This is a genomic window from Cupriavidus sp. SK-4 (assembly GCF_000611125.1).
In the GTDB taxonomy this organism is placed as follows: domain Bacteria; phylum Pseudomonadota; class Gammaproteobacteria; order Burkholderiales; family Burkholderiaceae; genus Cupriavidus; species Cupriavidus necator.
The window spans coordinates 63940-90633 of sequence record NZ_JFJW01000095.1 but is presented as its reverse complement, the minus strand read 5'-3'; the positions used below and the strand labels follow the sequence as shown (position 1 = coordinate 90633).

The following is a 26694-nucleotide window of genomic DNA, read 5'->3' as shown; positions in this document are numbered from 1 at the left end:
TTGAGCTTGGGGCCGCGTCAGGCGCGGCGCGCAGGCTGGCCCATCCAGTGGTGCACCAGGTCGACGGTGGCGCCGGTGGCGGCCTCGTCGCACTGCAGTACCAGCAGGTCGCCCGGCACCAGCTGGTTCAGGGCGGTTTCAATGGCGCTGGCACGCGTGCCTTCGTCGATGATCTTGGTCACGCGCCGGCCTTCGTACAGGCCCTGCTTGAGCAGCGCGCGCGCCTCGGCATCGGGCAGGGCGCGCTTGACGCTGCGGTCCTCGCACAGGAAGACGCGGTCGAAATGCTGCCCCAGCGCCATGCCCTGGCGCACCAGGTCTTCGTCGCGGCGCTGCACGCCGGCGCCGTAGACCACCATGCGGCGCTCGGCCGGGAAGCGGTCCAGCGCGGTCGCCAGCGCTTCCAGCGCGGGCGCGTTGTGGGCGTCGTCAATCACCACGGTGGCGCCGTTGCGCTCGAACAGCGTGAAGCGGCCCGGCACGTCGACCTGGCCGACATCGAAGGTCACCACGCCGGCGCGGATCAGGTCGTTGGAAATGCCCAGCGCCCAGCCCGCGGCCACGGCCGCCAGCACGTTCTCGACCTGGAACGCGACGCGCCCGGCATAGGTCAGCGGCACCGCGGCCACGTCCACCAGCGCGGTTTCGCTGCTGCCGGTGGCCAGCACGATCTTGCCTTCGCGCAGGTACACCGCGCGCTTGCCGGCGGCACGGTGCGACACGATCGCGGGCAGCTCCGGCGTCAGGCCGAAGAAGATCACGTCGCCGTCGCACAGCCCGGCCATCTCCACCAGGCGTTCGTCGCGCGCGTTGAGCACGGCCGCGCCGGTCTCCAGCACCACGTCTACCTGCGTGCGCAGCACGTTGTACATGCGGTCCTCGTCCTCGACGTAGTAGTCGCCGAGGTGGTCGGGCTGGTCGAAATTGGTGACCACGCCGACCTGGCAGCGGTCATAGACCAGGCCTTCGGAGAGGATGCTGCCGCTGTCGTTCTCGAACACGGCGGCCTCGACCGCGCGGTTCATCAGGATGCGATGGCCCGATTCCCAGTTGGCGCGGTCGCCGCTTTCAACCTGGCGGCGGTCCAGGAACAGCCCGTCGCTGCAGGCCAGGCCGGTATGCTTGCCCGACAGCTGCAGCAGGCGCGCCACCAGGCGCGCGACCACGGTCTTGCCGTTGGTGCCGGTCACACCCACCACCGGGATGCGGCCCTGGTCGTCATCGGACTCAGGGAACAGGTGGTTGACGATGGCGCGGCCCACCGGGCGCGGCGTGCCTTCGGCCGGCTTGATATGCATCAGCAGGCCGGGGCCGGCGTTGACTTCGACGATGGCGCCGCGTTGGTCGGCCAGCGGGCGCGAGATGTCCTCGGCCACCAGGTCCACGCCGGCGATGTCCAGCCCGACCACGCGCGCGGCCAGCGCCGCATGCGCGGCGACGCTCGGGTGCACGCGGTCGGTGACATCGAAGGCGACGTTGCCGTTGCGCTGGATCAGCACGGTGCGGCCTTCGGGCGGGACCGAGCTGGCGTCCATGCCCTGGCGCTTCAGTTCCAGGCGCGCGGCCGAGTCCAGCCGCACGCGGTTCAGCGGATGGTCCTCGGTGGTGCCGCGGCGCGGATCGGAATTGATCTGCAGCTCGATCAGCTCGTCGATGGTGGACTTGCCGTCGCCGACCACGCTCGCGGTCTCGCCCATGGCTGCGGCCACCAGGCGGCCGCCCACCACCAGCAGGCGGTGCTCGTTGCCGGGGATAAAGCGCTCGACGATGACGCCGTTGCCTTCGTCGATGGCCACGCCGTAGGCGGTCTCGACTTCCTCGCGGGTCATCAGGTTGGTGAACACGCCGCGGCCGTGGTTGCCGTCATAGGGCTTGACCACCACCGGCACGCCGATGTCCTCGGCGGCGTCCCAGGCGTCTGCCGGGGAATCGACCATGCGGCCCTCGGGGACCGGCACGCCGCAGGATTCCAGCAGGCTCTTGGTCAGGTCCTTGTCGCGCGAGATACTTTCGCCGATGGCGCTGGTGCGGTCGGTCTCGGCGGTCCAGATGCGGCGCTGGCGCGCGCCGTAGCCCAGCTGCACCAGGTTGCCGTCCGACAGGCGGATCGCCGGGATGTCGCGGTCGTCCGCGGCATCGACGATGCAGGCGGTGCTGGGGCCCAGGCAATGCTCGTCCACCAGGCGGCGCAGGTTGTCCACGGCGGCGGGGACGTCGAAGGGACGGTCCTCGATCGCGGCCATGACCAGGTCGCGGGCGGTGAACAGGGCGACGCGGGTGACTTCCTCGTGCCAGGCGCGCACGATCACCTTGTAGACGCCGCGCACCGGGGTCTCGCGCGCCTTGCCGAAGCCGCCGGGCATGCCCGCCAGGTTCTGCAGCTCAAGCGTCACGTGTTCCAGGATATGGCCGGGCCAGGTGCCTTCCTTCAGGCGCTGCAGGAAGCCGCCGTGCTCGCCGATACTGCAGCGATGCTCGACCAGCGACGGCAGCCAGGCCGACAGGCGCTCGTAGAACCCCGGAATCGTGTTGGAGGGAAAGTCCTCCAGTTCCCCGATATCGACCCATGCCTCCAGAACGGGCCGATATGTCCACATATTCGGGCCGCGCAGCGACATGACATCGAAAATCTCAATGTCCTTCTTTTTCATTGAATTAGCTTGAGGCAGTGGGCGGAACCGCCCGAGAAATGGAAGCCTAACCTTTCAGTAACGTTACAGCACAGAGCGGGTTGACTTTCTTCGTGTAAAAGTGATTGTGCAGTGCATCATGAGTACCCGCGCGTTCGTCGTTATGTATACTGCGGGCGAATTCGCGGGCCGCCAGAGCGTGCCCGGCCTAAATTTGTTTCAAGTTATGTCCGTACCCCTGGACGCACGCCGCGCCATCCATGACCCAGTCCTCCCTGCCTGTCCCTACCGCCCCTGCTGCCGACGAGCCCTGGCGGGCTGAATCCGGATCGTGGCTCCGACCCGGCGAGACCGTCCTGGCCGGACTGGCTCTGGACCTCGACGCGAAGCTGCATTTTACCCAAGGGTGGCTGGTTGTGACCGACCAGCGCATCGTTGCCCGGGCTCCCGGTGAAAAAAATGTGCGGGAATGGAACATCGGGCCCGCGCTGCGCCTGTCGCACACCGACCACGCGGGTGTCGGCGCGCTGGAACTGAGCGCTCCGGAAGGCCGGCTGGCCAGCTGGCGATATACGCTTGGTTACAATCCGGCCGCGCTGCGGCTGGCCGACCAGTTCGAAGCCCAGCGCGACGCCGCCGGCGCGCGTCCGGCCGGCGAGGCGGGCGAGGTGCTGTGCCCGACCTGCAAGGCGCCGCTGCCGCCGGACGAGGAGCAGTGCCCCCAATGCAGCCGGGAGCTGGAAACCCCGCCGTCGACCTGGGCGCTGCTGCGCCTGTGGCGCTTTGCCCGGCCTTACCAGTGGCAGCTGCTGGCGGGCTTCCTGCTGACGCTGCTGTCCACTGCGGCCACGCTGGTGCCGCCGTACCTGACCATGCCGCTGATGGACAAGGTGCTGATCCCGTTCCAGAACGGCGTGCCGATCGACTACGACCTGGTGCGCCTGTACCTGGCGGGATTGCTGGGCGCGGCGCTGGTGGCCTGGTCGCTGGGGTGGGCGCGGACCTACCTGCTGGCGCGCGTATCGGAGCGCATTGGTGCCGATCTGCGTACTACTACCTACGAACACCTGCTAAAGCTGTCGCTGGAATACTTCGGCGGCAAGCGCACCGGCGACCTGATGGCACGCATCGGCTCGGAAAGCGACCGCATCTGCGTCTTCCTGTCGCTGCACCTGCTGGACTTTGCCACCGACGTGCTGATGATCGTCATGACGGCGGTGATCCTGGTGTCGATCAACCCGTGGCTGGCATTGGTCACACTGGTGCCGTTGCCCTTTATCGCCTGGATGATCCACCTGGTGCGCGACCGCTTGCGCCACGGCTTCGAGAAGATCGACCGGATCTGGTCCGAAATCACCAATGTGCTGGCCGATACCATTCCCGGCATCCGCGTGGTCAAGGCCTTTGCCCAGGAAAAGCGTGAGGTGTCGCGCTTCCGCGAGGCCAACAAGCACAACCTGGCGATCAATGACCGCGTCAACGCGGTTTGGTCGCTGTTCACGCCTACGGTGACCCTGCTGACCGAGATCGGCCTGCTGATCGTGTGGGTGTTCGGCATCTGGCAGGTGTCGCACAGCGCCATCACGGTGGGTGTGCTGGTGGCGTTCCTGACCTATATCAGCCGCTTCTATACCCGGCTGGATTCGATGAGCCGGATCGTCTCGGTGACGCAGAAGGCCGCGGCCGGCGCCAAGCGCATCTTCGACATCCTCGACCATGTGTCAAGCGTGCCGGAGCCGGTGCGCCCGGCGAAGCTGGACAAGGTCGAAGGCGCCATCGACATGAGCGACCTGGGCTTCCGCTACGGCAACCGCGCGGTGATCCGCGGGCTGAACCTGTCGATCGAGCCGGGCGAGATGATTGGCCTGGTGGGACACAGTGGCTCGGGCAAGAGCACGCTGGTCAACCTGATCTGCCGTTTCTACGATGTTTCCGAGGGCGCGATCCGCGTCGACGGCGTCGATATCCGCTCGCTGCCGGTGTCGGAGTACCGCCGCCATATCGGCCTGGTGCTGCAGGAGCCGTTCCTGTTCTTCGGCACGATTGCAGACAACATTGCCTACGGCAAGCCCGACGCCACGCGCGAAGAAATCATCGCCGCCGCGCGCGCCGCGCATGCGCACGAGTTCATCCTGCGCCTGCCGCACGGCTATGACTCGCTGGTCGGTGAGCGTGGCCAGGCGCTGTCAGGCGGCGAGCGCCAGCGCATCTCGATCGCGCGCGCGCTGCTGATCAACCCGCGCATCCTGATCATGGACGAGGCCACCTCGTCGGTCGACACCGCCACCGAGAAGGAAATCCAGAAGGCGCTCGACAACCTGGTGCAGGGCCGCACCACCATCGCCATCGCGCACCGCTTGTCGACGCTGCGCAAGGCCGACCGGCTGGTGGTGATGGAGCGCGGCCAGATCGTCGAAGTCGGCAGCCATGATGAACTGCTGTTGCGCGAAGGCGCGTACTACAAGCTGTACCAGGCGCAGGCGCGCAATGTCGACACCGAGGACGGCGACGGCGAAGACGAAGCGATCGAAACGCCGGAGGCCGCCAATGCCCAATGACATCCCCGCCACCACGCGGACGCCCATGTTTACGCTAGATCGCAATCGTTTTGGCCGCCTGGTCCTGATCGCCGAGGACGGCACTGTTCACGAAGGCGTGGTGCCGGTGCGCGCTTTCCCGATTTCCGCGCCGCAGGGCGGCATCGGCCTGATGAGCACCGACGGGCATGAGGTGGTGTGGATTCCGCGGCTGGAGGATGTGCCGCAGGCAGAGCGCGACATGATCGAAGCGGAACTCGCCTCGCGCGAGTTCATGCCGGAGATCCAGCGCATCGTCAGCGTGTCGACCTACGCCACGCCCAGCGTGTGGACGGTGCAGACCGATCGCGGCCAGACCGAACTGGTGTTGCGCGGCGAAGAGGCGATCCGGCGCCTGGCCGGCAGCACGCTGCTGATATCGGACACGCACGGCATCCACTACCTGATCCGCGACCTGATGGCGCTGGACAAGCACAGCCGCAAGATCCTCGACCGCTTCCTCTGAGGCGTCGCTGGCGACGCTGAAACCCGGGCCGGAGCTCTGCCGGCCGGTGTCCTAGTGCAGCATCTCGGACGCGTCGTCTTCGTCGTCCCAGTCATCGTGCATGACCGGCACGTCAGGCGCCATGTCGAACACCATCGAGTGGTAGCGCACGCTGAACCACTCACGGAACATCTGCAGTGACAGTTCCTCGGGCCACATCGAGTCGTCGAACCACTCTCCCAGCATGAATTCAAAGAACTCCTGCCAGCGCTTCTCGACCCAGCGCATGGCATTGTCGTGCGTATCGGCGAGTTCTTCGGGCAGCAGGAACACGCTCTGGTCCTCGCGCACCTGCTCTAGCGTGAGGCCGGCCACCGGCTGGGGGTCGACCGCCTGGATCCAGTCCAGGAACGGCTGTTCCGGGACCAGGGCGACCATGGAACGGTTGATGGTGAAGCGGGGATGGTCAGACATGGCGAAAGCCTTCAAGGACTGCAGCCGCCTATTGTAGTCCTTCGCCGTGCGGCTTCCCTGCGCGCTACTGATAATCCATGGTAAAGATCATCGCGCTCGACACCGTCCCCGGGGAGGGTGTGCCACCCAGGCCGATGTATCGCGCGCCGAAGCGGTATGTGGCGGGGACGTTGGCCGTGATGTTGCCCATCGCATTGCGCACCTGCAATGGAACGGGCGCGGTGCCGCTCGCATTGACGATCTGCACGCCTGCGCCGCTGGCCATGCCGCCCGTCCCGGCATTGACAATGCCAAGGATGCCATTCGCGGCCGAGGCTACCGGCGTGCCTATGGCCCCGTCCAGTGTCATGCCAACAATTGCCGCGCCACTGCAGGTCAACTGGATGGCGAAGGGCGTATTGCCGCCCGTGCCCTGGTTGGCGAGCGTCTTGGCGCTGATTGCAGGCAGGTTGACCACGGGGGGGTAGTTGGTGTTGCAGGCAATTTCCCGCGGGGTCACGTTGCCGCTGAAGCCGATGTAGTTGTTGACGCCACCCAGTCCCCCTGCCGTGCTGCCCTTGTGGACGCCGAAGCCGAACCGGGTCTGGGTGGGGTCAAGGTTGCCTGAGGTGATCGGCCCGGTCTTCACGAATTCCACCGATACCGACACCGAATAGTTCAGGTTGGCGTCGAGGTTGCCAAGGTTTGCACTGAGGGTATTGCAGTTCACGCCGGCCGCGTTGGTCATGGGCTGACCCGCTGCATTGCGCAGCGGGATGCCGATGCCGGCGGCACCGGTGGAGTAGACGCCGGGCATGACTTCAGTGCCGCTGCCGTAGTAGCAGGAGATGATGGGAGCGCCGGCCACCACGTACGGCGGCACGTTGGCACAGGTGCCGCTGAATGAGTAGTAGTGCACCGTTCCGGGAATGGTGCTGCCAACGGCAAGGTTGGCGGCGACTGCCATGTTGCTGAGTGCCTGCAGATATGGCATCGCCGGCGTGGAACTGCAGGCTGCATGGGCGAAATGCGGGGCGGCAAGGCATGCAAGTACCACCAGCCAGTGGCGCAGGGTGCTGATTAGTTGTTTTCCGTTCATAGCAGGGCTCGCCGTGATGGCATGTGCGGCGTGCACGAACGGCCAGGTTGTGGGCCGGCCCTCCGGCATGCCGGTTGAAGTTGCGCTACTACGATAGGTCTGGCGCATTCCGGCGGCCATAAGGCTTGCCTTAAACCTGGGTCAGAGATTTCATTCCACCGAAACAGAAGAGCTGCCCAACAGCCCCTTGATCCACACCATGCCGCAAGGCGCTGTGATCAGGGCTTCTTTCACTTTCGTCCAGCCATTGAGGAAAACGACAAGCGCATTGCCGCCGGTTGCTGGCTATAGTCTGCGGGGGGATGCAGGCAGGCCATGCTGTTCGATGAGTGCAAGGCATGAATCGATTCTTGCCTGTCATGAATCGGGCGCCTGCCAACAAGGCAAGGGCCCGGCAAGGAGAAGTCATGGATACGTATGTCGACCTGCAGCGGGCCATACTGAACAACATACCCGACCAGGCCTGGCTGAAGGACGCCGGCTCCCGCTACGTGCTGGTCAATGACGCCTTCATGGCCGCATGCGGGCGGTCCGAGGCCGAGATCCTGGGCAGCACGCCGGACAAGGTGTGGTCGGAGGAATGGGGGCGGGTCTACCTGGGCACCGACAAGGCCGTGGTGGCCAGCGGCATCCGCCGGCGCTATGAGGAATGCCGTCAAGGCCAGGACGGCAGCCTGCGCTGGTTCGATACCATCAAGATGCCGATTCGGGGCCAGGACGGCGCGGTCGTCGGCACGGTCGGCATCTCGCGCGACATTACCGACCGCAAGCGCTCCGAGCAGGAGTTGCTGGATTCGCGCGCGCAGCTGCGTGAGCTGTCCGCCTACCTGCAGTCCGTGCGCGAGGCGGAGCGCTCACGGATCTCACGCGAGCTGCACGATGAGCTGGGCCAGTCCCTGACGGCATTGCGCCTGGGCCTCAGCTTTATCGAAGCGCAGCAGGGCCCCGATGCCGACGACGCGTGCCGCAAGCATTTGCAGATGCTCAAGCAGATCGCGGATTCGACCGTGGACGCGGTGCAGCGCATCGCGGCAGACCTGCGCCCGCCGCTGCTGGATGAGCTGGGGCTGACCGCTGCGATCGAGTGGCTGGCCGAGTCTTTTTCCGAGCGCGGCGGCATCGTCTGCGAGCTGGCGCTGCAGCCCGTCGGCGAGCTCAGCGCCGAACTCAGCACCGCGGTCTTTCGCATCGCGCAGGAAGCGCTGACCAATGCCTGCCGCCATGGCCGCGCCGATCGCGTGCGGGTGGAACTGAGCGAGGCCGGCGGAACCTTGCGGCTGGTGGTTGCCGACAACGGCCGCGGCATCGATGCGTCCAGGGCCGGGCATCGCCGCAGCCTGGGTTTGCTGGGGATGCGCGAGCGTGCGCTGATGCTGGGCGGCAAGCTGACGGTAACCAGCGAGAAGGGCGGCGGCACCCGGGTCGAGGCGCAGATCCCCAATGCCGGCGCCGCTGGCAACGGAGGCGCAAGATGATCCGCCTGATGCTTGCCGACGACCACACCATCATCCGCGACGGGCTCAAGAAGATCTTCTCCACCGTGCCCGACATGCAGGTGGTGGCCGAAGCCGCCGACGGCTGCGAGGTGTTGGCGCTGCTGCGCGCGCAGCCGCCGGACGTGCTGCTGCTGGACATGTCGATGCCGGGGCGCAGCGGCATCCTGCTGATCCAGCAGATACGGGCCAGCCATCCGGAGCTGCCGATCCTGGTGCTGAGCATGTACCGCGAGTCGCAATATGCGGTGCAGGCTATCCGCGCGGGCGCGGCGGGCTACCTGACCAAGAATGTCGAGTCCGACCAGCTGCTCGGTGCCATCCGCAAGGTGGCGCGCGGCGGTACCGCGGTCTCGCCGGCGATTGCCGACAAGCTTGTCAGCCAGGCGCGGCAGCCCGATGCCATGTTGCCGCATGCGCGCCTGACGGCGCGTGAACTGCAGGTGTTCCAGATGCTGGCCGAGGGGCAGGGCATCAACGAGATCGCCGCGGCGCTGTCGCTCAGCGCCAAGACGGTGAGCACCCACAAGGCCAATATCCTCGGCAAGATGGATATCGCTTCGACCGCCGGGCTGGTGCACTACGCCATCCGCCACGGCCTGCTCGCCGAAGCCGGGGACGCCGCCTAGCCTGCTGCGGTGCGTCTAGGAAAATCCTTAGATCGAATTCAGCCGATCCTGATGCAGTGATGCCGCCCCGGCACCTACGCTTCAGGTCGCGAAGCCCTGACTTCGCCTGCATCACAAGACCTGAGGAGACAAGCCATGCAGCTGGATCTGCTGATCCGGGACGCCTGCGTTCGCGACGACGCGCCCCTGACCGATATCGCCATCCGCGACGGCCGCATCGCCGCCATCGAGCCCGGCATCGACGTGCCGGCGCATGAAGTGATCGAGGCCGGCGGCCGCGCGGTCATCCCGGGGCTGGTCGAAGCGCACCTGCACCTGGACAAGGCACTGCTGCACCGCCGCCTGCCGGCGCGCTTCGGCACGCTGGACGAAGCCATCCGCGTCACCGGCATCCTGAAAAGCAGGCAGCAGCGCCAGGATGTGCTGGACCGCTCGCGCCAGGTGCTGGACATGGCGGTCAGGAACGGCACGGTGGCGATCCGCGCGCATCCCGATGTCGACCTGATCCAGGGGCTGATCGGGGTGGAGACGCTGCTTGAGCTGAAATCGGAGTACCACGACCTGCTCGACCTGCAGATCGTGGCCTTCCCGCAAGAGGGCATCCTGAAATCGCAGGGCACCCGCGAGCTGCTGACAGAGGCCATGGACATGGGCGCCGATGTGGTCGGCGGCTGCCCGTACAACGAGCTGAGCTGGGCCGACACCATGCGCCATATCGACATGGTCTTCGAACTGGCGCAGCGCTATGACGCGCCGGTCGACATGCATGCCGATTTTGCCGACGACACCGGCGACCAGCGCTTTGCCGCAGTGTCATATATCGCGCAGAAGACCATCGAAGCCGGCTACCAGGGGCGCGTGTCGCTGGGCCATGTCACGAGCCTGGGCGCGCTTGACGCGGCGCAGCTGCAGCCGCTGATCGAGCAGATCCGCGAGGCCGGCATCAGCATCGTCACGCTGCCCGCCACCGATCTCTATCTCGGCGGCCGCAAGGACGTCCAGAACCAGCGCCGCGGGCTGGCACCGGTAAAGGCCCTGCACAGCGGCGGGGTCAATGTGGCGTATTCCTCGAACAATATCCGCAATGCCTTCACGCCGTTCGGCAAGGCCGACATGCTGCAGATCGGCAACATGCTGGCGCACGTGGCCCAGTTCGGCGTGCCCGAGCACCAGCTCGCGGTGCTCGACATGGGCACGCACAACGCCGCGCGCGCGATCGGCCTGCACGACACCTATGGCCTCAAGGTCGGGCGCCAGGCTGACCTGGTCGTGCTCGATACCTTCCAGGTGGCCGATGCGCTGATCGACATCCCGCCGCGGCTATGGGTGGTCAAGCGCGGCAAGATCACCGTCGTCACGCAGCATCGCTGCGAGATTCATCGGCACCGGTGCTGCCCACACTGACCGCAATGCCTGTTCCCCGTCCATCAAGGAGTCGATCATGAGAAAGCTGCCTGCCGAAGTCGTGGCCTCACTGCTTGCCATCACCACCGTTCCCATCGCCGCGCATGCCTCGCACCTGCCGCCATGGGCCATTTTTATCAGCTGGGCCGCGACCTTTGCCATGGGCGGCCCCACGCCGGAGAACCTGAAGAAGATCTGGCCGACGCTGCCGGTGGGCTCGCTCTTTGCCTTTGTCATCGTGCTTTGCTTCCGCCAGGCAGCCGAGCAGTTCTCCGGGCCTGCGCTGATCGTGGCGGAGATGGTGATCCTGTTCACGCTCAACGCTTCGATGATGTACCTCGCACGCGTGTTCGTCACGCTGCGCTTCATCCCCGGCATGTTCTTTGGCTTTGCCTCGTATTTTGCAACGCTGTTCGGCGGCTTCGGCCCGGTGCCGGGCGATCCCGTTGTCGCGCTCGGCGCGGTGATCGCCATGAATGCGCTCGGACCGGCCTATGCCTGGATCAAGCATCACTACGCCGCGCCGGAATCCGTTGCCGAACGCCCATGGCAGGGCTGGAAGACCGAGACCTGAGCCGACGCGTCCTGCCGGGTCTGCGTGCAAGGTGCAGCATGACCCGGCGCCATCATCGAATCGTTATCGCGGCTGCCAGCGTGGGCCGGCCGCCGCGTATCCGGGGGGGAGAAGTGGGTATGGAATTTCTGGGTGAAGTGGATCCTTGCGGCACCGGCACGTCGCGCCGGGCATTCCTGGCCGGCTCGGCCGCGCTGGCGGGCAGCACCGTATTGCCTGCCGTCGGCCAGGAACTGGCGCAGGAGCAGGCGCAATCCGGGCGCGCGGGGCTGGCGCATTCGTCCGCGGGCATGGTCACCAGCCCGCATGGACTGGCCAGCCAGGCGGGGCTGGAGGTATTGAAGGCCGGGGGCAACGCGATCGAGGCGGCGATTGCCATCGGCGCGGTGCTGAGCGTGACATACCCGCACTTTACCGGCCTGGGGGGCGACGCCTTCCTGGTGGTCAGCGACCGCGGCGGCAATGTGCGCACGTTCTCCGGCATCGGCCAGGCGGCGTCCGAGACCTCGGGCTATGCCGGCACCATTCCGCTGCGGGGCCCGGCAGCGGCCCTCACTGCCGCCGCCACCGTTGCGATCTGGGACCGCGCCTTTGCCTTCAGCCGGGACCAGTGGGGCGGGACGCAGTCGTGGTCGGCGTTGCTGGCGCGGGCCACCGAGTACGCCGCCAACGGATTCCCGGTCACGCCGTCGCAGTGCTTCTGGCAGGAGTTCCGCTCGGCGGACCTGTCAGGCTGGGATGGCTTCGGACAAGTCTTCATGCCGGACGGGCGCATGCCCAGGCCCGGCGAAATGTTCCGCCAGCCCGAACTGGCCCGCACCCTGGACCGGGTGGCGACACAGGGCGGGCGCGAATTCTACGAGGGCGACCTCGCCGGCCGCCTTGCCGCCGGGCTGGCCAAGGCCGGCTCGCCGTTGCGCGAACAGGACCTGGCGCGCTGCCAGGCGCGCGAAGAAGTGCCGCTGCGCGTCGCCTACCGCGACGGCGAACTGCTCGGCCTGCGTCCGCCCACGCAAGGCGTGACCACGCTGGAGATCATGGGCATCCTCGATCGGTTCGATCTGTCCGGCATCCCGGAAGGCAGCGCGGACTATTACCACCTGCTGGTCGAGGCGGTGAAGCTGGCGTTCCTGGACCGCAACCGCTACGTCGCCGATCCCGATTTTGTCGACGTGCCGCTTGACCGGCTGTTGTCCAGGTCCAATCTCGACGCCCACGCGCGCCGCATCCGCATGGACCGCGCCATGGCGTGGCCGCATGTGTTCAAGCCCGGCGACACCGTCTACATCGGCGCCGCCGACCGCGAGGGCCGCTGCGTGAGCATGCTGCAGACCGTCTATTTCGACTGGGGCAGCGGCCTTGTGGTCGGCGACACGGGGGTGCTCTGGCACAACCGCGGCGCATCGTTCAGCCTCGATCCCGCCAGCCCCAACGTGCTGCGCGGCGGCAAGCGGCCATTCCATACCCTCAACCCCGGCATCTACCGGAAGCAGGGCCGGCCGCACCTGCTGTACGGCACGCAAGGCGCCGACGGCCAGCCGCAGACACTGGCCGCGGTGCTGACACGGATGATCGACTACGGCATGGATCCGCTGACGGCACTGCGCCGCCCGCGCTTCCTGCTGGGCAAGACCTTCTCGGACAGCCGCGACAGCCTCAAGCTGGAACAGGATGCCGGCCTGCCGGTGTTCAGCGAGCTTGCCGCGCGCGGGCATCAACTGAGCCCGATCCCTGCGCAAAGCCAGCTGGCCGGCCATCCGGGCGCGATCCGGATCGATGCCGGCGGGCAGCTTAGCGGCGCGCACGACCCGCGCAGCGATGGCCGGGCGCTGGGGGTATAACGCCCAGCGCCGGCGGCGCTTCCCGGTGACGCTGCGCTGTGCCGGAGCGTCACCCAAGAAAAAGCCCTCGGCCAGGGAGGACGAGGGCCACAAGTGGTAGCGGGCGAGTCGCAGTACGCCCGCATACCATGATGGTGCCGCTACGCGATCCGGGCATCCCCAATTCTGGGGATGTTGCTTTCCACTGCGCGCTGATAGCACCAACCATCAATGGAGCAAAGGGACGTGCAATTCCCTGAAATCGAACGCGTCCGATTTGTCATTGATGCCATGAATCGTCAGGACGGCATCGTGGGTCATCGCCAGCTGCAGGCCTGCGGCAATCGCGGCATCGCGGGACGGGTAGACCGGTCCCGGGTTATCGGGGTCGTATTCCAGGGCCCACTGCGCGTCTCGGGTGAGGATGACCTCGATGGACTTGATTGGCATCGCCAACTCCGTTTCTTGTGGACGATGTGCGGTCGCGCGGGCGTGGAGAAAAGGCCTGGCAACGGGGAGCCGGTGCCAGGCCAGTCCGCCTGTGGAGCACTGTGATGCTGATGCCGTGCGTGGCCCGGCTTGCAGCGATTCCAGCGTAGACCAGAGCTGGGGTCATGACTGCAAACAACTGCAAAGGCGGCGATGCGGATGCCGTCGTCGATAACAGATTAGCGGGGGATCCGGCTGTCAAAGAAAAAACCCGCGAAGCCTTGGGGCTATCGCGGGTTTCTAGACCTGCTGGTACTGCATCGGACTGAATACTGGTGGAGCCGGCGGGAATCGAACCCGCGTCCGTAAGCCCTCCACAGAGAGTTCTACATACTTAGTTCTGTCATTTGATTTAACCGGCGCATCGCGGACGAACACGCTCTACGACGGCGAGTCACTAAATTTTCGTCCCCGGCTTCGTGACCCTTCCGGAGCTTATCTGACGTAAATGACCTCGCGTGGTCTTGCGACCCTAGCCCGTCAGCGAGCCAGTGCGAGGACGGCCGCAATTAAGCGGCCAGTGCGTAACGTTCGTCGTTAGCAGTTATTGCATTCCCATTGATTAACGAGGTGACGGGTCCTCGGTATGCCCTCCACTGCTTTGTAACCCACGTCGAAACCAGGTCGGCCCCAGTGAGGAAGCTGGATTGTACCCGGTTGGACGCAAGCTGTCGCGGGGAGTTCCTGGCCCGGCCGGGATACCCCTGCGACACAATCAGGCGACCGCGGCGGGCACCAGCAGCGGGATCAGCTCGGCCGGGTGGCGGATCAGGTGGTCGGCGCCCCAGGACTCGGGCGGTTCGGCGTCTCCACAATAGCCATAGGCGGCGGTGACGGTGATCATGCCGGCGGCCTTGCCGGCCTGGATGTCGCGCAGGTCATCGCCCACGTAGACGCACTGGCGCGGGTCGACGCCGGCGCTTGCCGCGGCGTGCAGCAGCGGGGCGGGGTGCGGCTTGGCGTGGGGCGTGGTGTCGCCGCTGACCACCGCGCTGGCGCGCGGGGCCAGGCCGATCGCAGCGACCAGCGGCACGGTGAACCGGGCGATCTTGTTGGTGACGATGCCCCACGGGATGCCCGCTGCCTCGAGCGCGGCCAGCACTTGCGGCATGCCGTCGAAAAGGCGCGTGTGCACCGCGATGTCGGCTTCGTAGTAGTCCAGGAAGATATCGCGCAGCGCCGGGAACTCCGCATCCTCCGGGCGCAGGCCGAAGGCAGCACCCAGCAGTCCACGCGCGCCGTGCGAGGCGACGGGACGCAGTTTTTCATAGGCCACCGGCGCCTGGCCACGTTCGACGACCAGCCGGTTGGCGGCCGCCGCCAGGTCCGGCGCGGTATCTGCCAGCGTGCCGTCCAGGTCGAAGAAGACCCCTGCGATGCCGGCGCTCATGCTGCCACCCGGCGGAACGCCATCATGTAGTTCACATCGGTGTCGCGTCCCAGCGCATACACCTGCGACAGCGGGTTGTAGGTCATGCCGCGCATTTCCACCAGGTCCAGCCTGGCCTGACGGGCAAAGCGCGCGAGCTCGGACGGCGTGATGAACTTGTCGTAGTCGTGCGTGCCGCGCGGCAGCATGTTGAGCACATATTCCGCGCCGACAATGGCCAGCAGGTAGGCCTTCAGGTTGCGGTTGATGGTCGAGAAGAACACATAGCCGCCGGGCTTGACCAGCCTGGCACAGGCTTGCACGATCGACGCTGGATCGGGCACGTGTTCAAGCATCTCCATGCAAGTCACCACATCCACGCTGGCCGGTTCACGCGCGGCCAGCGCTTCTGCGGCGATCTCCTCATAGGTCACGGCAACGCCGGTCTCCAGGCTGTGCAGGTCCGCCACCTTCAGTGCCTTGGTCGAGAGATCGATGCCACGCACCGTGGCGCCCAGGCGCGCCATGCTTTCGGATAGGATGCCGCCGCCGCAACCCACGTCGACCACGCGCTTGCCAGCCAGGCCGGCGATGCCGTCGATCCAGCCCAGGCGCAGCGGGTTCAGCTCATGCAGCGGCTTGAACTCGCTTTCCGGGTCCCACCAGCGGTGGGCCAGTTCGCTGAACTTGTCGATTTCCTTCGGATCGGCATTGCGGCGCGGCAGGTCCTGATTGGGGGTGCCGGCTGCGGAAAGGGTTTGCGATTGCAACGTCATCGTATGCGGGGGCCGGCGGCACTAGCCGCGCCGGTGGTGAAAGGAAGAGGGGGACAGTCCGGGCAACTGTACCAAAAAAAAAGCCCAGCTTGCGCTGGGCTTTTTTCATCGGGAGGGATCCGATTAACGTGCGCTGCGGGTGCCGACCACTTCGACTTCCACGCGGCGGTTCGGCTGCTGGCAGGCGATCTGGGACTTGCGGTTGCCCTTGCACGACTTCGGATCGACCTTCAGCTGGCGCTTGCCCTTGCCTTCGGTGTAGACCCGGTTGGCTTCAACGCCCTTGCTCACCAGGTAAGCCTTGACCGATTCAGCACGACGGATCGACAGGCGATCGTTGTACTTGTCCGAACCGAACGAGTCGGTGTGGCCAACGGCGATGATGACTTCCAGGGTGATGCCTTGCAGCTTCGAGACCAGGTCGTCCAGCTTGGCCTTGCCTTCCGGCTTCAGGACAGCCTTGTCGAAGTCGAACAGGGTGTCAGCAGCGAAAGTGACCTTCTCGCTCGAGACGACCGGCGGAGCCACCGGAGCCGGTGCCGGTGCCGCTACGGCCGGGGCCAGGGCGCCGTCGCACAGCGCGTTGGCGGTGGCCGGGGTCCAGGAGCTGTCGCGCCAGCAGAGCTCGTTCGTGCCATTCTTCCACACGTACTCGCTCGTACCGTTGCCCCAGTTGTCGTTCACTGCCTTCTTTTCATAAGGGACGGACTGAGCTTGAGCGGATGCAGCCATTACTGCGGTAGCTGCAACGAGCGCGAGCTTGGCAAATTTTTTCATATTTCTCCTCTCAGGATGAGATCACCGCAGGGTTACTGCGAGCAAATGGACGAAAACAAGTCATACATTCTTCGGAGTATAACATTCTCGATGTGGTGGATGCTCCACTTCGAACAATGTCTGGCTCTTCGCTGGGGAATTGTGCCACAAGGGTCGTTTCCTAAGAAGTAAATATATTCGATTCGCCGCATGGGTTTTGGGCCTGTGGTGTTTGTGCAACATGGGTCTTGTGTCGCCCGCAAAGCCTTGTGGCATCAGGGATTCCGGGTTTCAGCGAGGGCCTCGGGAGGCGTGCGCAAGGGCTGTCCGGAGAGCGGGAGGCGGGGGGTGGCGGCATGTTAGAATGGCATGTTGCCCAGCCGTCAGGCGCCCACTGTGCCGCGCGCTAAAGGGCCTGTCATTCGCTTAAACCTGCCGCATAAACCACGCCGCAATGGATCCATTCGCAAAAGAAACCCTTCCGGTCTCCCTCGAAGAGGAAATGCGCCGCTCCTATCTCGATTACGCCATGAGCGTGATCGTGGGCCGGGCGCTTCCTGATGTGCGGGACGGCCTGAAACCGGTGCACCGGCGCGTGCTGTTTGCGATGCACGAGCTCAACAACGACTGGAACCGACCCTACAAGAAGTCGGCCCGTATCGTCGGTGATGTGATCGGTAAGTATCACCCGCACGGCGACACCGCAGTCTACGACACCATCGTCCGCATGGCGCAGGACTTCTCGCTGCGCTACATGCTGGTCGACGGCCAGGGTAATTTCGGTTCGGTCGACGGCGATAACGCCGCGGCCATGCGTTATACCGAAATCCGCCTGGCGAAAATCGCCCACGAGATGCTGTTCGACATCGACAAGGAAACCGTCGATTTCGACAGCAACTACGACGGCTCTGAAAAAGAGCCTTCGATTCTGCCGGCGCGTATTCCCAATCTGCTAATCAACGGTTCGTCCGGTATTGCGGTGGGCATGGCCACCAATATCCCGCCGCATAACCTGAATGAAATCGTTGACGGTTGCCTGCACCTGCTGCGCAACCCGCAGGCCACGGTGGATGAACTGATTGAATTGATTCCGGCGCCTGATTTTCCGACCGCCGGGATTATCTATGGCATCCAGGGCGTTCGCGAAGGCTATCGCACCGGCCGCGGCCGCGTGGTGATGCGAGCCAAGACGCACTTCGAGGACATCGACCGCGGCCAGCGCCAGGCGATCATCGTCGACGAGCTGCCCTACCAGGTCAACAAGCGCACCTTGCTTGAGCGCATCGCCGAACTGGTCACTGAAAAGAAGGTCGAGGGCATCTCTGACATCCGCGACGAGTCGGACAAGTCCGGCATGCGCGTGGTGATCGAGCTCAAGCGCAACGAGGTGCCTGAGGTTGTTCTCAACAACCTATATAAGAACACCCAGCTGCAGGACACCTTCGGCATGAACATGGTGGCGCTGGTCGACCGCCAGCCGCGCCTGCTGAACCTGCGCCAGATGCTGGAGTATTTCCTGGCGCACCGGCGCGAAGTCGTCACCCGCCGCACGGTGTTCGAGCTGCGCAAGGCGCGCGAGCGCGGCCACGTGCTGGAAGGCCTGGCCGTTGCGCTGGCGAATATCGATGAATTCATCGCCATCATCAAGGCCGCACCGACCCCGCCGATTGCCAAGCAGGAACTGATGGCGAAGGCATGGGATTCGGCCCTGGTCCGCGAAATGCTTGCGCGCGCCGAAGGCGAAACCCCGGGCGGCCGCGCCTCGTATCGTCCGGACGGGCTGCCGCCGGTGTTCGGCATGCAGGCAGACGGCCTGTACCGGCTGTCGGATGGCCAGGCGCAGGAAATCCTGCAAATGCGCCTGCAACGCCTCACCGGGCTCGAACAGGACAAGATCGTCCAGGAATATCGCGACATCATGGCGGTAATCACCGACCTGCTGGATATCCTGGCGCGGCCGGAGCGCATTACTGCCATCATCGTCGACGAACTCACCGCTATCCGCGCTGAATTCGGTGATGAGCGCCGTTCGCAGATCGAGCTGAACGCGACCGAGCTGGACACCGAAGACCTGATTACCCCGCAGGACATGGTGGTCACGCTGTCGCACAGCGGCTATATGAAGAGCCAGCCGATTTCCGAGTACCGCGCGCAAAAGCGTGGCGGACGTGGCAAGCAGGCGGCAGCGACCAAGGAAGACGACTGGATTGACACGCTGTTCGTGGCCAATACCCACGACTACATCCTGTGCTTCTCCAACCGCGGCCGGCTCTACTGGCTCAAGGTGTACGAAGTGCCGCAGGGTTCGCGCAACTCGCGCGGACGCCCGATCGTGAACATGTTCCCGCTGTCCGAAGGCGAGAAGATCAATGTGATCCTGCCGGTCAAGCAATTTGACGCCGAGCACTTCATCTTCATGGCCACTGCCCGCGGCACGGTCAAGAAGACCGCGCTGACTGAGTTCTCTAATCCGCGCAAGGCCGGCATCATCGCGGTCGACCTGGACGAGGGCGACTACCTGATCGGTGCGGCCGTGACCGATGGCCAGCACGATGTGATGCTGTTCTCCGACGCCGGCAAGGCCGTGCGCTTCGACGAGAACGACGTGCGCCCGATGGGCCGCCAGGCGCGCGGCGTGCGCGGCATGAACCTTGAAGACGGCCAGACCGTGATCGCCATGCTGGTGGCGCCGGCCGAGACCGCCGAAGAGGCTGAGGCGGGCGTGCGCGGCAGCGTGCTGACCGCGACCGAGAACGGCTACGGCAAGCGCACCCCCATTGCTGAGTACACTCGACACGGCCGCGGCACCAAGGGCATGATCGCGATCCAGACGAGCGAGCGCAATGGCCGTGTGGTGGCGGCAGCACTGGTTTCGCCCGAGGACGAGATCATGCTGATCACCACCGGTGGCGTGCTGATCCGTACCCGCGTGGCCGAAATCCGCGAAATGGGCCGCGCCACGCAGGGTGTCACGCTGATCAACGTTGACGAAGGCACCAAGTTGTCCGGGCTGCAGCGCATCGTCGAAAGCGATGCCGACAACGGTGCCGGTGGCGACGAGGCTGAAGACGCCGACGGTGCAGAAGGTGCTGCCGGCGCCGACGTGGACGCCAATCCGTAAGACAAATCGTAAATTGTTGCAACAATAGGACGCCAGCCGGAACTCGCCTCGCGGCTGTCCGGACTAAAACGGACGTATTTACCAGGGAGTCACAATGCTCAAAACCTATCGACGTATCGCTGTTCTGGCCGCTTTCGTTCCGACCTTCATGATGGCGCAGCATGCCCACGCGCAGGATGCGGAAAAGACAGCAGCCATCAAGGAACTGCTTTCCGTCATGCAGGCAGACCAGGCCGTCAAGGGCCAGGCCGAAAACTGGCAGCAAGGCGCCAAGCAGGAAGCTCCGCTGGTGCTGGAACAAGTGCTGGTCGAGAACAAGACCCTGAACGACAAGCAGAAGCAGGCCGCTGTCGAAAAGCTGAAGAAGAACGGCGCGGTCCAGCGCATGGTTGACGGCGCCGGTTCGGCGTTCAGCACCGATGGCTTCCGCAAGGACGCGATCCAGGCGCACTACGATGCCTTTGGCAAGTACTACTCGACGGCGGAACTCAAGGACCTGACCACCTTCCTGAAGTCGCCGACCGGCCAGAAGTTCATGGCCAACCAGGGCAAGGCGACCCAGGAGATCTGGGGTTCGATGATGCAGAAGTACGGCCCGCAGGTCGGCAAGTCGATGCGCGACGCCGCCGAGAAGGAAATCACCGCCGCTTCGAAGTGATGCTGGCGTGATCCGCGACTGAATCAGACCGCCGCCCGCCTGCAGCCTTGCAGGCCGGTGCGGCACCGGGGCCTGGCCCCGGGTGCCCAACGGGGCGCGGGTTTGAGGGATAATGGCTGCTTGGGTAACACCGGCAGCCATTTTTCCATTCCCCGTCTCATGAACGATCCCCAGAATCCCGCTCTTGCCGGCATGATGCAGCGTGCATTGGCCGAACGTGTCTACAACTTCTCCCCAGGCCCGGCGGCGCTGCCTGCCGAAGTGCTGCAACAGGCTGCCGAGGAGATGCTGTCCTGGCACGGGACCGGGGTTTCGGTGATGGAGATGAGCCACCGCAGCCGCGAATTCGAAAGCATCCATAACGAAGCGATTGCTGACCTGCGCGAGTTGCTGCACATCCCCGCCAATTTCAAGGTGCTGTTCCTGCAAGGCGGCGCCATCGGCGAAAACGCCATCGTGCCGCTGAACCTGATGCGGCTGCGCAGCGCCGAGCAGCCCAAGGCCGATTTTGTCGTCACCGGCACCTGGTCGGTCAAGACCGAGCAGGAAGCCCGCCGCTATGGCGCGGTCAATATCGCGGCCACCAGCGAGGCGCAGAAGTTCCACAGCATCCCCGACATTGCGGACTGGAAGCTGTCGGACGATGCCGGCTACGTGCACCTGTGCACCAACGAGACCATCGTCGGCGTGGAGTTCCAGGACATTCCCGATATCGGCCAGGTCAAGGGCGACCGCATCGTGGTGGCGGACGCTTCCAGCCATATCCTGTCGCGCCCGATCGACTGGTCGCGCGTGCAGGTGGTCTACGGCGGCGCGCAGAAGAATATCGGCCCGGCCGGCGTCACCATCGTGATCGTGCGCGACGACCTGCTCGGCCATGCCCACCCGCTGTGCCCGTCTGCATTTAACTGGCGCCTGGTGGCCGAGCACAACTCGATGTACAACACGCCGCCGACCTATGCGATCTATATCGCCGGCCTGGTCTTCAAATGGCTCAAGCGCCAGGGCGGTGTGCCCGCGATCGAGCAGCGCAATATCGCCAAGGCGTCGGCGCTGTACAACTACCTGGACCAGAGCGATTTCTATCGCAACGAGATCCATCCGAGCTGCCGCTCGCGCATGAACGTGCCGTTCTTCCTGGGCGACGAATCGCGCAATGAGGCGTTCCTGCAGCAGGCGCGCGCCAACGGGCTGGTGCAACTGAAGGGACACAAGACCGTGGGCGGCATGCGCGCCAGCATCTATAACGCGATGCCGCTGGAAGGCGTGATGGCGCTGGTCGATTTCATGCGCGAGTTCGAGCGTACGTCCGCCTGACGCGCATTCCCGCTGGCTGCCCGCGCACGTCAGGCACAGTGCGCCGGCAGGCAGAGGTCAGTTTTTCTCCGGCCGCCGCGCCCCGGCGGCCCACCGGATTCATACAAAATGACAAGCCAAGACCGCACCCCCGCGCGCGAGGAGACGCCGCCCAACGAGCAGCAGAACGACAGCCACCTGAGCGAAGCCGAGCGCAAGCTGTCGGTCGAGCTGAGCCCGCTGCGCGAGCAGATCGACACCGTTGACCGCGAGCTGCTGGCGATGCTGAACCGCCGCGCGAAACTGGCGCTCGAGGTCGGCGAGGTCAAGAAGAAGTACGGCGCGCCGGTGTTCCGCCCGGAGCGTGAGCTGCAGGTGATCCGCAAGGTGCAGGGCGCCAACCCCGGTCCTTTGCTGGGCGAAAGCGTTGCGGCGATCTGGCGCGAGGTGATGTCCGCCTGCCGCGGGCTGGAAAAGCCGCTGGAAGTGGCTTTCCTCGGCCCGGCCGGCACGTTCTCCGAGCAGGCGCTGTATGCGCACTTCGGCCATGAGGTGTCGGGCGTGCCTTGCCCGAGCATCGACGAGGTGTTCCGTGCCGTCGAGGCGGGCACGGTCGAGTACGGCGTGGTGCCGGTCGAGAACTCCACCGAGGGCGCGGTGTCGCGCACGCTCGACCTGTTCCTGCAGACTTCGCTGAAGATCAGCGGCGAGATCGCGCTCAAGGTGCACCACAACCTGATGGCATCCACGCCTGACATGCGGGGCGTCACGGTGGTGCGCGCGCATGCGCAGGCACTGGCGCAGTGCCAGCACTGGCTGACCGCCAACTATCCGCACCTGGAGCGCCAGGCGGTGTCGAGCAATGCCGAGGCCGCGCGCATGGCCAGCGAAGACCCGACCGTGGCTGCGATTGCCGGCGAGTCCGCCGCCAACCGCTATCACCTGCATATTGTGCGCACGCATATCCAGGACGATCCGCACAACCGCACGCGCTTTGCCGTGATCGGCCGCTATGAGACCGAGCCGTCGGGCAGCGACCAGACCTCGATGATCTTGTCGGTACCCAACAAGGCCGGCGCGGTGTACCAGCTCCTGGCGCCGCTGGCGGAGAACGGCGTGTCGATGTGCCGCTTCGAGTCGCGCCCGGCGCGCAGCGGCGCGTGGGAGTACTACTTCTACGTCGACGTGGAAGGGCACCAGCATGAGCCCGCGGTGGCGCGCGCCATCGAAGAACTGCGCCGCAACGCGGCCTACCTGAAGGTGCTGGGCTCGTATCCGTCGAGCAAGTAAGGCAGCCAGGCAAGAACAAGGAGACGAGATGGCAGAGCAGGGTAAGCAATGCGGCACGGTGTTCGGACCCGGCTATGTGCGGGCGATTTCGCCGTACGTGGCCGGCAAGCCGATTTCGGAAGTCGCGCGCGAGTTCGGCCTGGACGAGGCCGGCATCGTCAAGCTCGCCTCCAATGAGAATCCGCTCGGCATGCCGGAGTCGGCCCGCCGCGCGGTGGCCGATGCGGTGGCTGAACTCGGCCGCTATCCGGATTCCAACGGCTTTGCGCTGAAGGGCGCGCTGTCGGCGCGCTTCGGCGTGCCCGCCGACTGGCTGACGCTGGGCAACGGCAGCAACGACATCCTGGAGCTGGCCGCGCATGCGCTGGTGGAGCCGGGCCAGTCGATCGTCTATGCCGAGTACTCGTTCGCGGTCTATGCGCTGGCCACGCAGGAGATCGGCGCACGCGCCATCGAAGTGCCCGCGCGCGACTACGGCCATGACCTGGAAGCGATGGCCGCGGCGATCGCGCCGGATACGCGCCTGGTCTTTATCGCCAACCCGAACAACCCGACCGGCACGTTCGTGCCGGCCGCGCAGATCGAAGCCTTCCTGCAGCGGGTGCCGGCCAACGTGGTGGTGGTGCTGGACGAGGCGTACAACGAATACCTGGATGCCGACCAGCAATACGATTCGCTCGCCTGGGTGCGCCGCTATCCGAACCTGATGGTGTCGCGCACGTTCTCCAAGGCCTATGGCCTGGCGGGCCTGCGCATCGGCTACGCGGTGGCGCAGCCGGAGCTGTCGGACCTGCTGAACCGCATCCGCCAGCCGTTCAACGTCAACAGCGTGGCGCAGGCCGCGGCCATCGCCGCGCTGGGCGACGCCGACTTCCTGCGCCGCAGCGCCGAGCTGAACCGTGCCGGCAAGCGCCAGCTGACCGATGCCTTCAACCGGCTTGGACTGGAATACGTGCCGTCGTCCGGCAACTTCGTGATGGTACGCGTGGGTGATGACGATGGCGCCGGCGCGCGCGTCAACCTGGCGTTGCTGAAGCAGGGCGTGATCGTGCGGCCGGTGGGCAACTACAACCTGCCGCGCTGGCTGCGCGTGACCATCGGCCTGGCCGGGGAGAACGCGGCCTTCATCGCGGCGCTGGAGCGGGCGCTGGCGTGAGCGCGGCTACAATCGCGGCGTTCCGCAGCGTGTAGCGGCGGGCTGCCTGCCTGCCGCTTTGCCAATCATCGATTTACCTCGGCCTGGTCCGAGCCACTGCCCCTAGCGGCCTGAGATTGTGAGTGCATTGCATTTTTCCCGTGTTGTCATTGTCGGTGTCGGCCTGATCGGCGGCTCGCTCGCGCTGGCGCTCAAGCGCGCCGGCGTGGTGGGCACGGTGGTCGGGGTGGGGCGCTCGCCGGCGTCGCTGCAGAAGGCGCTGGATCTTGGCGTGATCGACGAGGCCGCGACGCTGGCGGATGCCGCGCGCGGCGCCAGCGTGATCGTGCTGTGCGCGCCGGTGGCGCAGAACTTTGCGTTGCTGCACGCGCTGGAGCCGCACCTGCAGCCGGGCACCATCGTCACCGATGCCGGCAGCACCAAGTCGGACGTGATCATGGCGGCCAAGACGGCGCTCGGCGACAAGGTCGCGCAGTTCGTGCCGGCACACCCGATCGCCGGACGCGAGCTCAACGGCGTGGAGGCGGCGCTGCCGGACCTGTACGTTGGCAAGAAGGCCGTGCTGTGCCCGCTGCAGGAAAATTCGCGCGCCGATGTCGCCGCGGTGCGCGCCATGTGGAAAAGCGCCGGCGCAGAATGCCACGTGATGTCGGCGGTGCAGCACGACGCGGTGTTCGCCGCGGTTAGCCACCTGCCGCACGTGCTGTCTTACGCGCTGGTGGCGCAGGTCGCCAATGCGGAAGATGCGGCGCTGAAGCTGGGCTTCGCCGGTGGCGGCTTCCGCGATTTCACGCGCATCGCGGCCTCGTCGCCTGAGATGTGGCGCGATATCTGCGTGGCCAACCGCGACGCGCTGCTGCGTGAGCTGAATACCTACCAGTCGGTGCTGGCGCACCTGAAGGCGCAGATCGAGAAGGGCGACGGCGACGCGCTCGAACGCATCTTCGCGCGCGCCAGCAAGACCCGGCTGGCCTGGGGCGCAGAGCGTGCCGCGGGCAACCATACCGAACCCTGAACCAATCGCCTGACCGCGGCGCCCCGGCGCCCACGAGAACCATGGAACACCTGACGCTAGGCCCCCTGACCCGCGCCAACGGCACCGTCCGGCTGCCGGGCTCGAAGAGCATCTCCAACCGTGTGCTGCTGCTGGCCGCACTGGCCAATGGCGAGACCCGCGTGCGCGACCTGCTCGATTCGGACGATACCCGCGTGATGCTGCAGGCGTTGCGCACGCTGGGCGTGGCCTGGCGGCAGGAGGGTGCCGACTATATCGTCACCGGCGCCGGGGGCAACTTCCCGAACAAGTCGGCCGAACTCTTCATGGGCAATGCCGGCACGGCGATCCGCCCGCTCACCGCAGCGCTCGCGCTGCAGGGCGGCAGCTACAAGCTGTCGGGCGTGCCGCGCATGCATGAGCGACCGATCGGCGACCTGGTCGACGGCCTGCGCCAGGTGGGCGCGGTGATCGACTACCTTGGCAATGAAGGCTTTCCGCCGCTGCATATCCAGCCGGCCGGCATTCGCATCGATGCGCCGATCCGCGTGCGCGGCGACGTGTCGAGCCAGTTCCTGACCGCGCTGCTGATGAGCCTGCCGATGGCGCAATCCGACAGCGGCCGCATCGAGATCGAAGTGGTGGGCGAGCTGATCTCCAAGCCGTATATCGAGATCACGCTGAACCTGCTGGCGCGCTTCGGCATCCAGGTCGAGCGCCAGGGCTGGGAGCGCTTCGTGCTGCCGGCGGGTGCGGCTTACCGCTCGCCAGGCGAGATCTTTGTCGAGGGCGATGCGTCGTCCGCTTCCTATTTCCTGGCAGCCGGCGCGATCGGCGGTGGCCCGGTCCGGGTGGAAGGCGTGGGCATGGCCAGCATCCAGGGCGATGTGCGCTTCGCCGAGGCGCTCAACCGCATGGGCGCCAATGTGATGGCCGGCGACAACTGGATCGAAGTGCGCGGCACGGAACGCGACGACGGGCGCCTGCACGGCATCGAGCTGGACTGCAACCATATCCCCGATGCGGCGATGACGCTGGCGGTGGCGGCGCTGTTTGCAGAAGGCACGACCACGCTGACCAATATCGCCAGCTGGCGCGTCAAGGAAACGGACCGTATCGCGGCGATGGCGACGGAACTGCGCAAGCTCGGCGCAGTCGTGGAAGAAGGGGCAGACTACCTGCGTGTGACGCCGCCGCAGCCGTGGCAGACGCCGGCCGACGGCATTGGCACCTATGATGACCATCGCATGGCGATGTGCTTCTCGCTGGCGGCCTTCGGGCCGCTGCCGGTGCGGATCAATGATCCGGCCTGTGTGGCGAAGACGTTCCCGGATTACTTCAGCGTGTTCGCGGGCGTGACCGGCTAAGCGCTGGCCAGGTTGGCATGTTCGCGCTGCGCCGGGGCGTGGCCGCGGGCGGCCCTGGCCTGGCGGCGCTCGCGCTTCTCCCAGTAGCGGTCGAAGAAGTAGTGGGCCACGGTATTGACGGCCGGCTCGATGAAGGTGATGGCACCGCTAATGGCGAGGTTGCCGGTCAGCGCATACGTCACGCTGAACGCGATGCCGAGGTGCATGATGCCGAACGTCAGGGTTTTTGCCATGGTAGATTGCCTCGCGACTGGACGGAAAGGGCACCGTGCCGCGGCTGCGGCGAAGTGCCATGAATC

The 26694-nt window shown here is 65.7% G+C and carries 22 protein-coding genes and 1 other RNA gene; 14 read left to right on the top strand and 9 right to left on the bottom strand.

Translation table 11 applies throughout. The features are described from left to right. Window positions 1–17: 17 nt before the first annotated feature. Window positions 18–2651 (bottom strand): cyanophycin synthetase, encoded by a 2634-nt coding sequence (cphA, locus tag CF68_RS20735; protein WP_035822364.1) that lies wholly within the window; start codon window positions 2649–2651, stop codon window positions 18–20. Window positions 2652–2890: 239 nt separating this feature from the next. Here cphA and CF68_RS20730 point away from each other — a divergent pair, with 239 nt between their 5' ends. Next, entirely contained in the window at window positions 2891–5188 is a 2298-nt protein-coding gene (locus tag CF68_RS20730) for an ABC transporter ATP-binding protein (protein WP_035822362.1), read from the top strand. After that, window positions 5178–5672, top strand: coding sequence for a DUF1854 domain-containing protein (locus tag CF68_RS20725; protein WP_035822360.1), 495 nt, complete (start codon window positions 5178–5180; stop codon window positions 5670–5672). The genes CF68_RS20730 and CF68_RS20725 overlap by 11 nt, the downstream gene beginning before the upstream one ends. Before the next feature lie 51 nt (window positions 5673–5723). On the opposite strand, the gene CF68_RS20720 is transcribed toward CF68_RS20725, so the two are convergent. Beyond that, entirely contained in the window at window positions 5724–6125 is a 402-nt protein-coding gene (locus CF68_RS20720) for a hypothetical protein (RefSeq protein ID WP_013955832.1), read from the bottom strand. A 64-nt stretch (window positions 6126–6189) separates the two neighbouring features. Beyond that, window positions 6190–7323 (bottom strand): fimbrial protein, encoded by a 1134-nt coding sequence (locus CF68_RS20715; RefSeq protein ID WP_235205838.1) that lies wholly within the window; start codon window positions 7321–7323, stop codon window positions 6190–6192. A gap of 287 nt (window positions 7324–7610) precedes the next feature. Between CF68_RS20715 and CF68_RS20710 the strand changes: the two genes are divergently transcribed. The 5 genes from CF68_RS20710 to CF68_RS20690 all read left to right on the top strand — a co-directional run bounded on the left by CF68_RS20710 (window position 7611) and on the right by CF68_RS20690 (window position 13144). Next, complete coding sequence (locus tag CF68_RS20710; protein WP_035822358.1) at window positions 7611–8678, top strand: sensor histidine kinase; 1068 nt, start codon at window positions 7611–7613, stop codon at window positions 8676–8678. Further along, on the top strand, window positions 8675–9325 hold the full coding sequence (locus CF68_RS20705; protein WP_035822355.1) for a response regulator transcription factor: 651 nt from the start codon (window positions 8675–8677) through the stop codon (window positions 9323–9325). The genes CF68_RS20710 and CF68_RS20705 overlap by 4 nt, the downstream gene beginning before the upstream one ends. 135 nt (window positions 9326–9460) lie before the next feature. Next, the gene (locus CF68_RS20700; protein ID WP_084187351.1) at window positions 9461–10729 is read left to right on the top strand and encodes an amidohydrolase family protein; all 1269 of its coding nucleotides are present in this window, start codon (window positions 9461–9463) and stop codon (window positions 10727–10729) included. Between the two features lie 37 nt (window positions 10730–10766). Next, the gene (locus tag CF68_RS20695; RefSeq protein ID WP_035822353.1) at window positions 10767–11303 is read left to right on the top strand and encodes a DUF1097 domain-containing protein; all 537 of its coding nucleotides are present in this window, start codon (window positions 10767–10769) and stop codon (window positions 11301–11303) included. Between the two features lie 119 nt (window positions 11304–11422). After that, complete coding sequence (locus CF68_RS20690) at window positions 11423–13144, top strand: gamma-glutamyltransferase family protein (RefSeq protein WP_051591611.1); 1722 nt, start codon at window positions 11423–11425, stop codon at window positions 13142–13144. Between the two features lie 207 nt (window positions 13145–13351). Here CF68_RS20690 and CF68_RS20685 read toward each other — a convergent pair whose 3' ends face one another. From CF68_RS20685 to ompA, 5 genes are all read right to left on the bottom strand, one after another. Then, the gene (locus CF68_RS20685) at window positions 13352–13573 is read right to left on the bottom strand and encodes a hypothetical protein (RefSeq protein WP_010812967.1); all 222 of its coding nucleotides are present in this window, start codon (window positions 13571–13573) and stop codon (window positions 13352–13354) included. Between the two features lie 312 nt (window positions 13574–13885). Next, window positions 13886–14244: a transfer-messenger RNA gene (ssrA, locus tag CF68_RS35735) on the bottom strand. A gap of 83 nt (window positions 14245–14327) precedes the next feature. Then, window positions 14328–15002, bottom strand: a complete 675-nt coding sequence (gene gph, locus CF68_RS20680; protein ID WP_035822351.1) for a phosphoglycolate phosphatase — start codon at window positions 15000–15002, stop codon at window positions 14328–14330. Continuing rightward, on the bottom strand, window positions 14999–15757 hold the full coding sequence (ubiG, locus tag CF68_RS20675) for a bifunctional 2-polyprenyl-6-hydroxyphenol methylase/3-demethylubiquinol 3-O-methyltransferase UbiG (RefSeq protein ID WP_035822349.1): 759 nt from the start codon (window positions 15755–15757) through the stop codon (window positions 14999–15001). The genes gph and ubiG overlap by 4 nt, the downstream gene beginning before the upstream one ends. Before the next feature lie 123 nt (window positions 15758–15880). Beyond that, window positions 15881–16534, bottom strand: a complete 654-nt coding sequence (ompA, locus tag CF68_RS20670; RefSeq protein WP_012352078.1) for an outer membrane protein OmpA — start codon at window positions 16532–16534, stop codon at window positions 15881–15883. Between the two features lie 433 nt (window positions 16535–16967). On the opposite strand from ompA, the gene gyrA reads away from it, so the two are divergent. The 7 genes from gyrA to aroA all read left to right on the top strand — a co-directional run bounded on the left by gyrA (window position 16968) and on the right by aroA (window position 26395). Beyond that, complete coding sequence (gyrA, locus tag CF68_RS20665) at window positions 16968–19634, top strand: DNA gyrase subunit A (protein ID WP_035822345.1); 2667 nt, start codon at window positions 16968–16970, stop codon at window positions 19632–19634. A gap of 94 nt (window positions 19635–19728) precedes the next feature. Next, window positions 19729–20292 carry a DUF2059 domain-containing protein gene (locus tag CF68_RS20660; protein WP_010812962.1) on the top strand — a complete coding sequence of 188 codons (564 nt, stop codon included), beginning with the start codon at window positions 19729–19731 and terminating at the stop codon, window positions 20290–20292. 159 nt (window positions 20293–20451) lie between these two features. Further along, complete coding sequence (gene serC / locus CF68_RS20655) at window positions 20452–21609, top strand: 3-phosphoserine/phosphohydroxythreonine transaminase (protein WP_051591610.1); 1158 nt, start codon at window positions 20452–20454, stop codon at window positions 21607–21609. A gap of 108 nt (window positions 21610–21717) precedes the next feature. After that, entirely contained in the window at window positions 21718–22878 is a 1161-nt protein-coding gene (pheA, locus tag CF68_RS20650) for a prephenate dehydratase (protein ID WP_035822341.1), read from the top strand. Window positions 22879–22906: 28 nt separating this feature from the next. Then, a complete protein-coding gene (gene hisC, locus CF68_RS20645; protein ID WP_035822338.1) occupies window positions 22907–24034 on the top strand; it encodes a histidinol-phosphate transaminase in 1128 nt (375 codons plus the stop codon). Window positions 24035–24152: 118 nt separating this feature from the next. Then, a complete protein-coding gene (locus CF68_RS20640; protein ID WP_084187349.1) occupies window positions 24153–25049 on the top strand; it encodes a prephenate dehydrogenase/arogenate dehydrogenase family protein in 897 nt (298 codons plus the stop codon). A gap of 41 nt (window positions 25050–25090) precedes the next feature. Beyond that, a complete protein-coding gene (gene aroA, locus CF68_RS20635; protein ID WP_035822332.1) occupies window positions 25091–26395 on the top strand; it encodes a 3-phosphoshikimate 1-carboxyvinyltransferase in 1305 nt (434 codons plus the stop codon). On the opposite strand, the gene CF68_RS20630 is transcribed toward aroA, so the two are convergent. After that, on the bottom strand, window positions 26392–26628 hold the full coding sequence (locus CF68_RS20630; RefSeq protein ID WP_035822330.1) for a DUF2061 domain-containing protein: 237 nt from the start codon (window positions 26626–26628) through the stop codon (window positions 26392–26394). The two genes, aroA and CF68_RS20630, sit on opposite strands and share 4 nt — an antisense overlap. Window positions 26629–26694 lie beyond the last annotated feature (66 nt).

Coding starts and splice junctions, on each gene's coding strand:
- CF68_RS20725 (WP_035822360.1), top strand. CDS start 5,178: ATGCCCAATGACATCCCCGCCACCACGCGGACGCCCATGTTTACGCTA.
- pheA (WP_035822341.1), top strand. CDS start 21,718: ATGACAAGCCAAGACCGCACCCCCGCGCGCGAGGAGACGCCGCCCAAC.
- CF68_RS20720 (WP_013955832.1), bottom strand. CDS start 6,125: ATGTCTGACCATCCCCGCTTCACCATCAACCGTTCCATGGTCGCCCTG.
- CF68_RS20690 (WP_051591611.1), top strand. CDS start 11,423: ATGGAATTTCTGGGTGAAGTGGATCCTTGCGGCACCGGCACGTCGCGC.
- serC (WP_051591610.1), top strand. CDS start 20,452: ATGAACGATCCCCAGAATCCCGCTCTTGCCGGCATGATGCAGCGTGCA.
- CF68_RS20705 (WP_035822355.1), top strand. CDS start 8,675: ATGATCCGCCTGATGCTTGCCGACGACCACACCATCATCCGCGACGGG.
- cphA (WP_035822364.1), bottom strand. CDS start 2,651: ATGAAAAAGAAGGACATTGAGATTTTCGATGTCATGTCGCTGCGCGGC.
- CF68_RS20700 (WP_084187351.1), top strand. CDS start 9,461: ATGCAGCTGGATCTGCTGATCCGGGACGCCTGCGTTCGCGACGACGCG.
- CF68_RS20715 (WP_235205838.1), bottom strand. CDS start 7,323: ATGGCCGCCGGAATGCGCCAGACCTATCGTAGTAGCGCAACTTCAACC.
- CF68_RS20710 (WP_035822358.1), top strand. CDS start 7,611: ATGGATACGTATGTCGACCTGCAGCGGGCCATACTGAACAACATACCC.
- CF68_RS20730 (WP_035822362.1), top strand. CDS start 2,891: ATGACCCAGTCCTCCCTGCCTGTCCCTACCGCCCCTGCTGCCGACGAG.
- hisC (WP_035822338.1), top strand. CDS start 22,907: ATGGCAGAGCAGGGTAAGCAATGCGGCACGGTGTTCGGACCCGGCTAT.
- gph (WP_035822351.1), bottom strand. CDS start 15,002: ATGAGCGCCGGCATCGCAGGGGTCTTCTTCGACCTGGACGGCACGCTG.
- aroA (WP_035822332.1), top strand. CDS start 25,091: ATGGAACACCTGACGCTAGGCCCCCTGACCCGCGCCAACGGCACCGTC.
- ompA (WP_012352078.1), bottom strand. CDS start 16,534: ATGAAAAAATTTGCCAAGCTCGCGCTCGTTGCAGCTACCGCAGTAATG.
- ubiG (WP_035822349.1), bottom strand. CDS start 15,757: ATGACGTTGCAATCGCAAACCCTTTCCGCAGCCGGCACCCCCAATCAG.
- CF68_RS20695 (WP_035822353.1), top strand. CDS start 10,767: ATGAGAAAGCTGCCTGCCGAAGTCGTGGCCTCACTGCTTGCCATCACC.
- CF68_RS20630 (WP_035822330.1), bottom strand. CDS start 26,628: ATGGCAAAAACCCTGACGTTCGGCATCATGCACCTCGGCATCGCGTTC.
- gyrA (WP_035822345.1), top strand. CDS start 16,968: ATGGATCCATTCGCAAAAGAAACCCTTCCGGTCTCCCTCGAAGAGGAA.
- CF68_RS20685 (WP_010812967.1), bottom strand. CDS start 13,573: ATGCCAATCAAGTCCATCGAGGTCATCCTCACCCGAGACGCGCAGTGG.
- CF68_RS20660 (WP_010812962.1), top strand. CDS start 19,729: ATGCTCAAAACCTATCGACGTATCGCTGTTCTGGCCGCTTTCGTTCCG.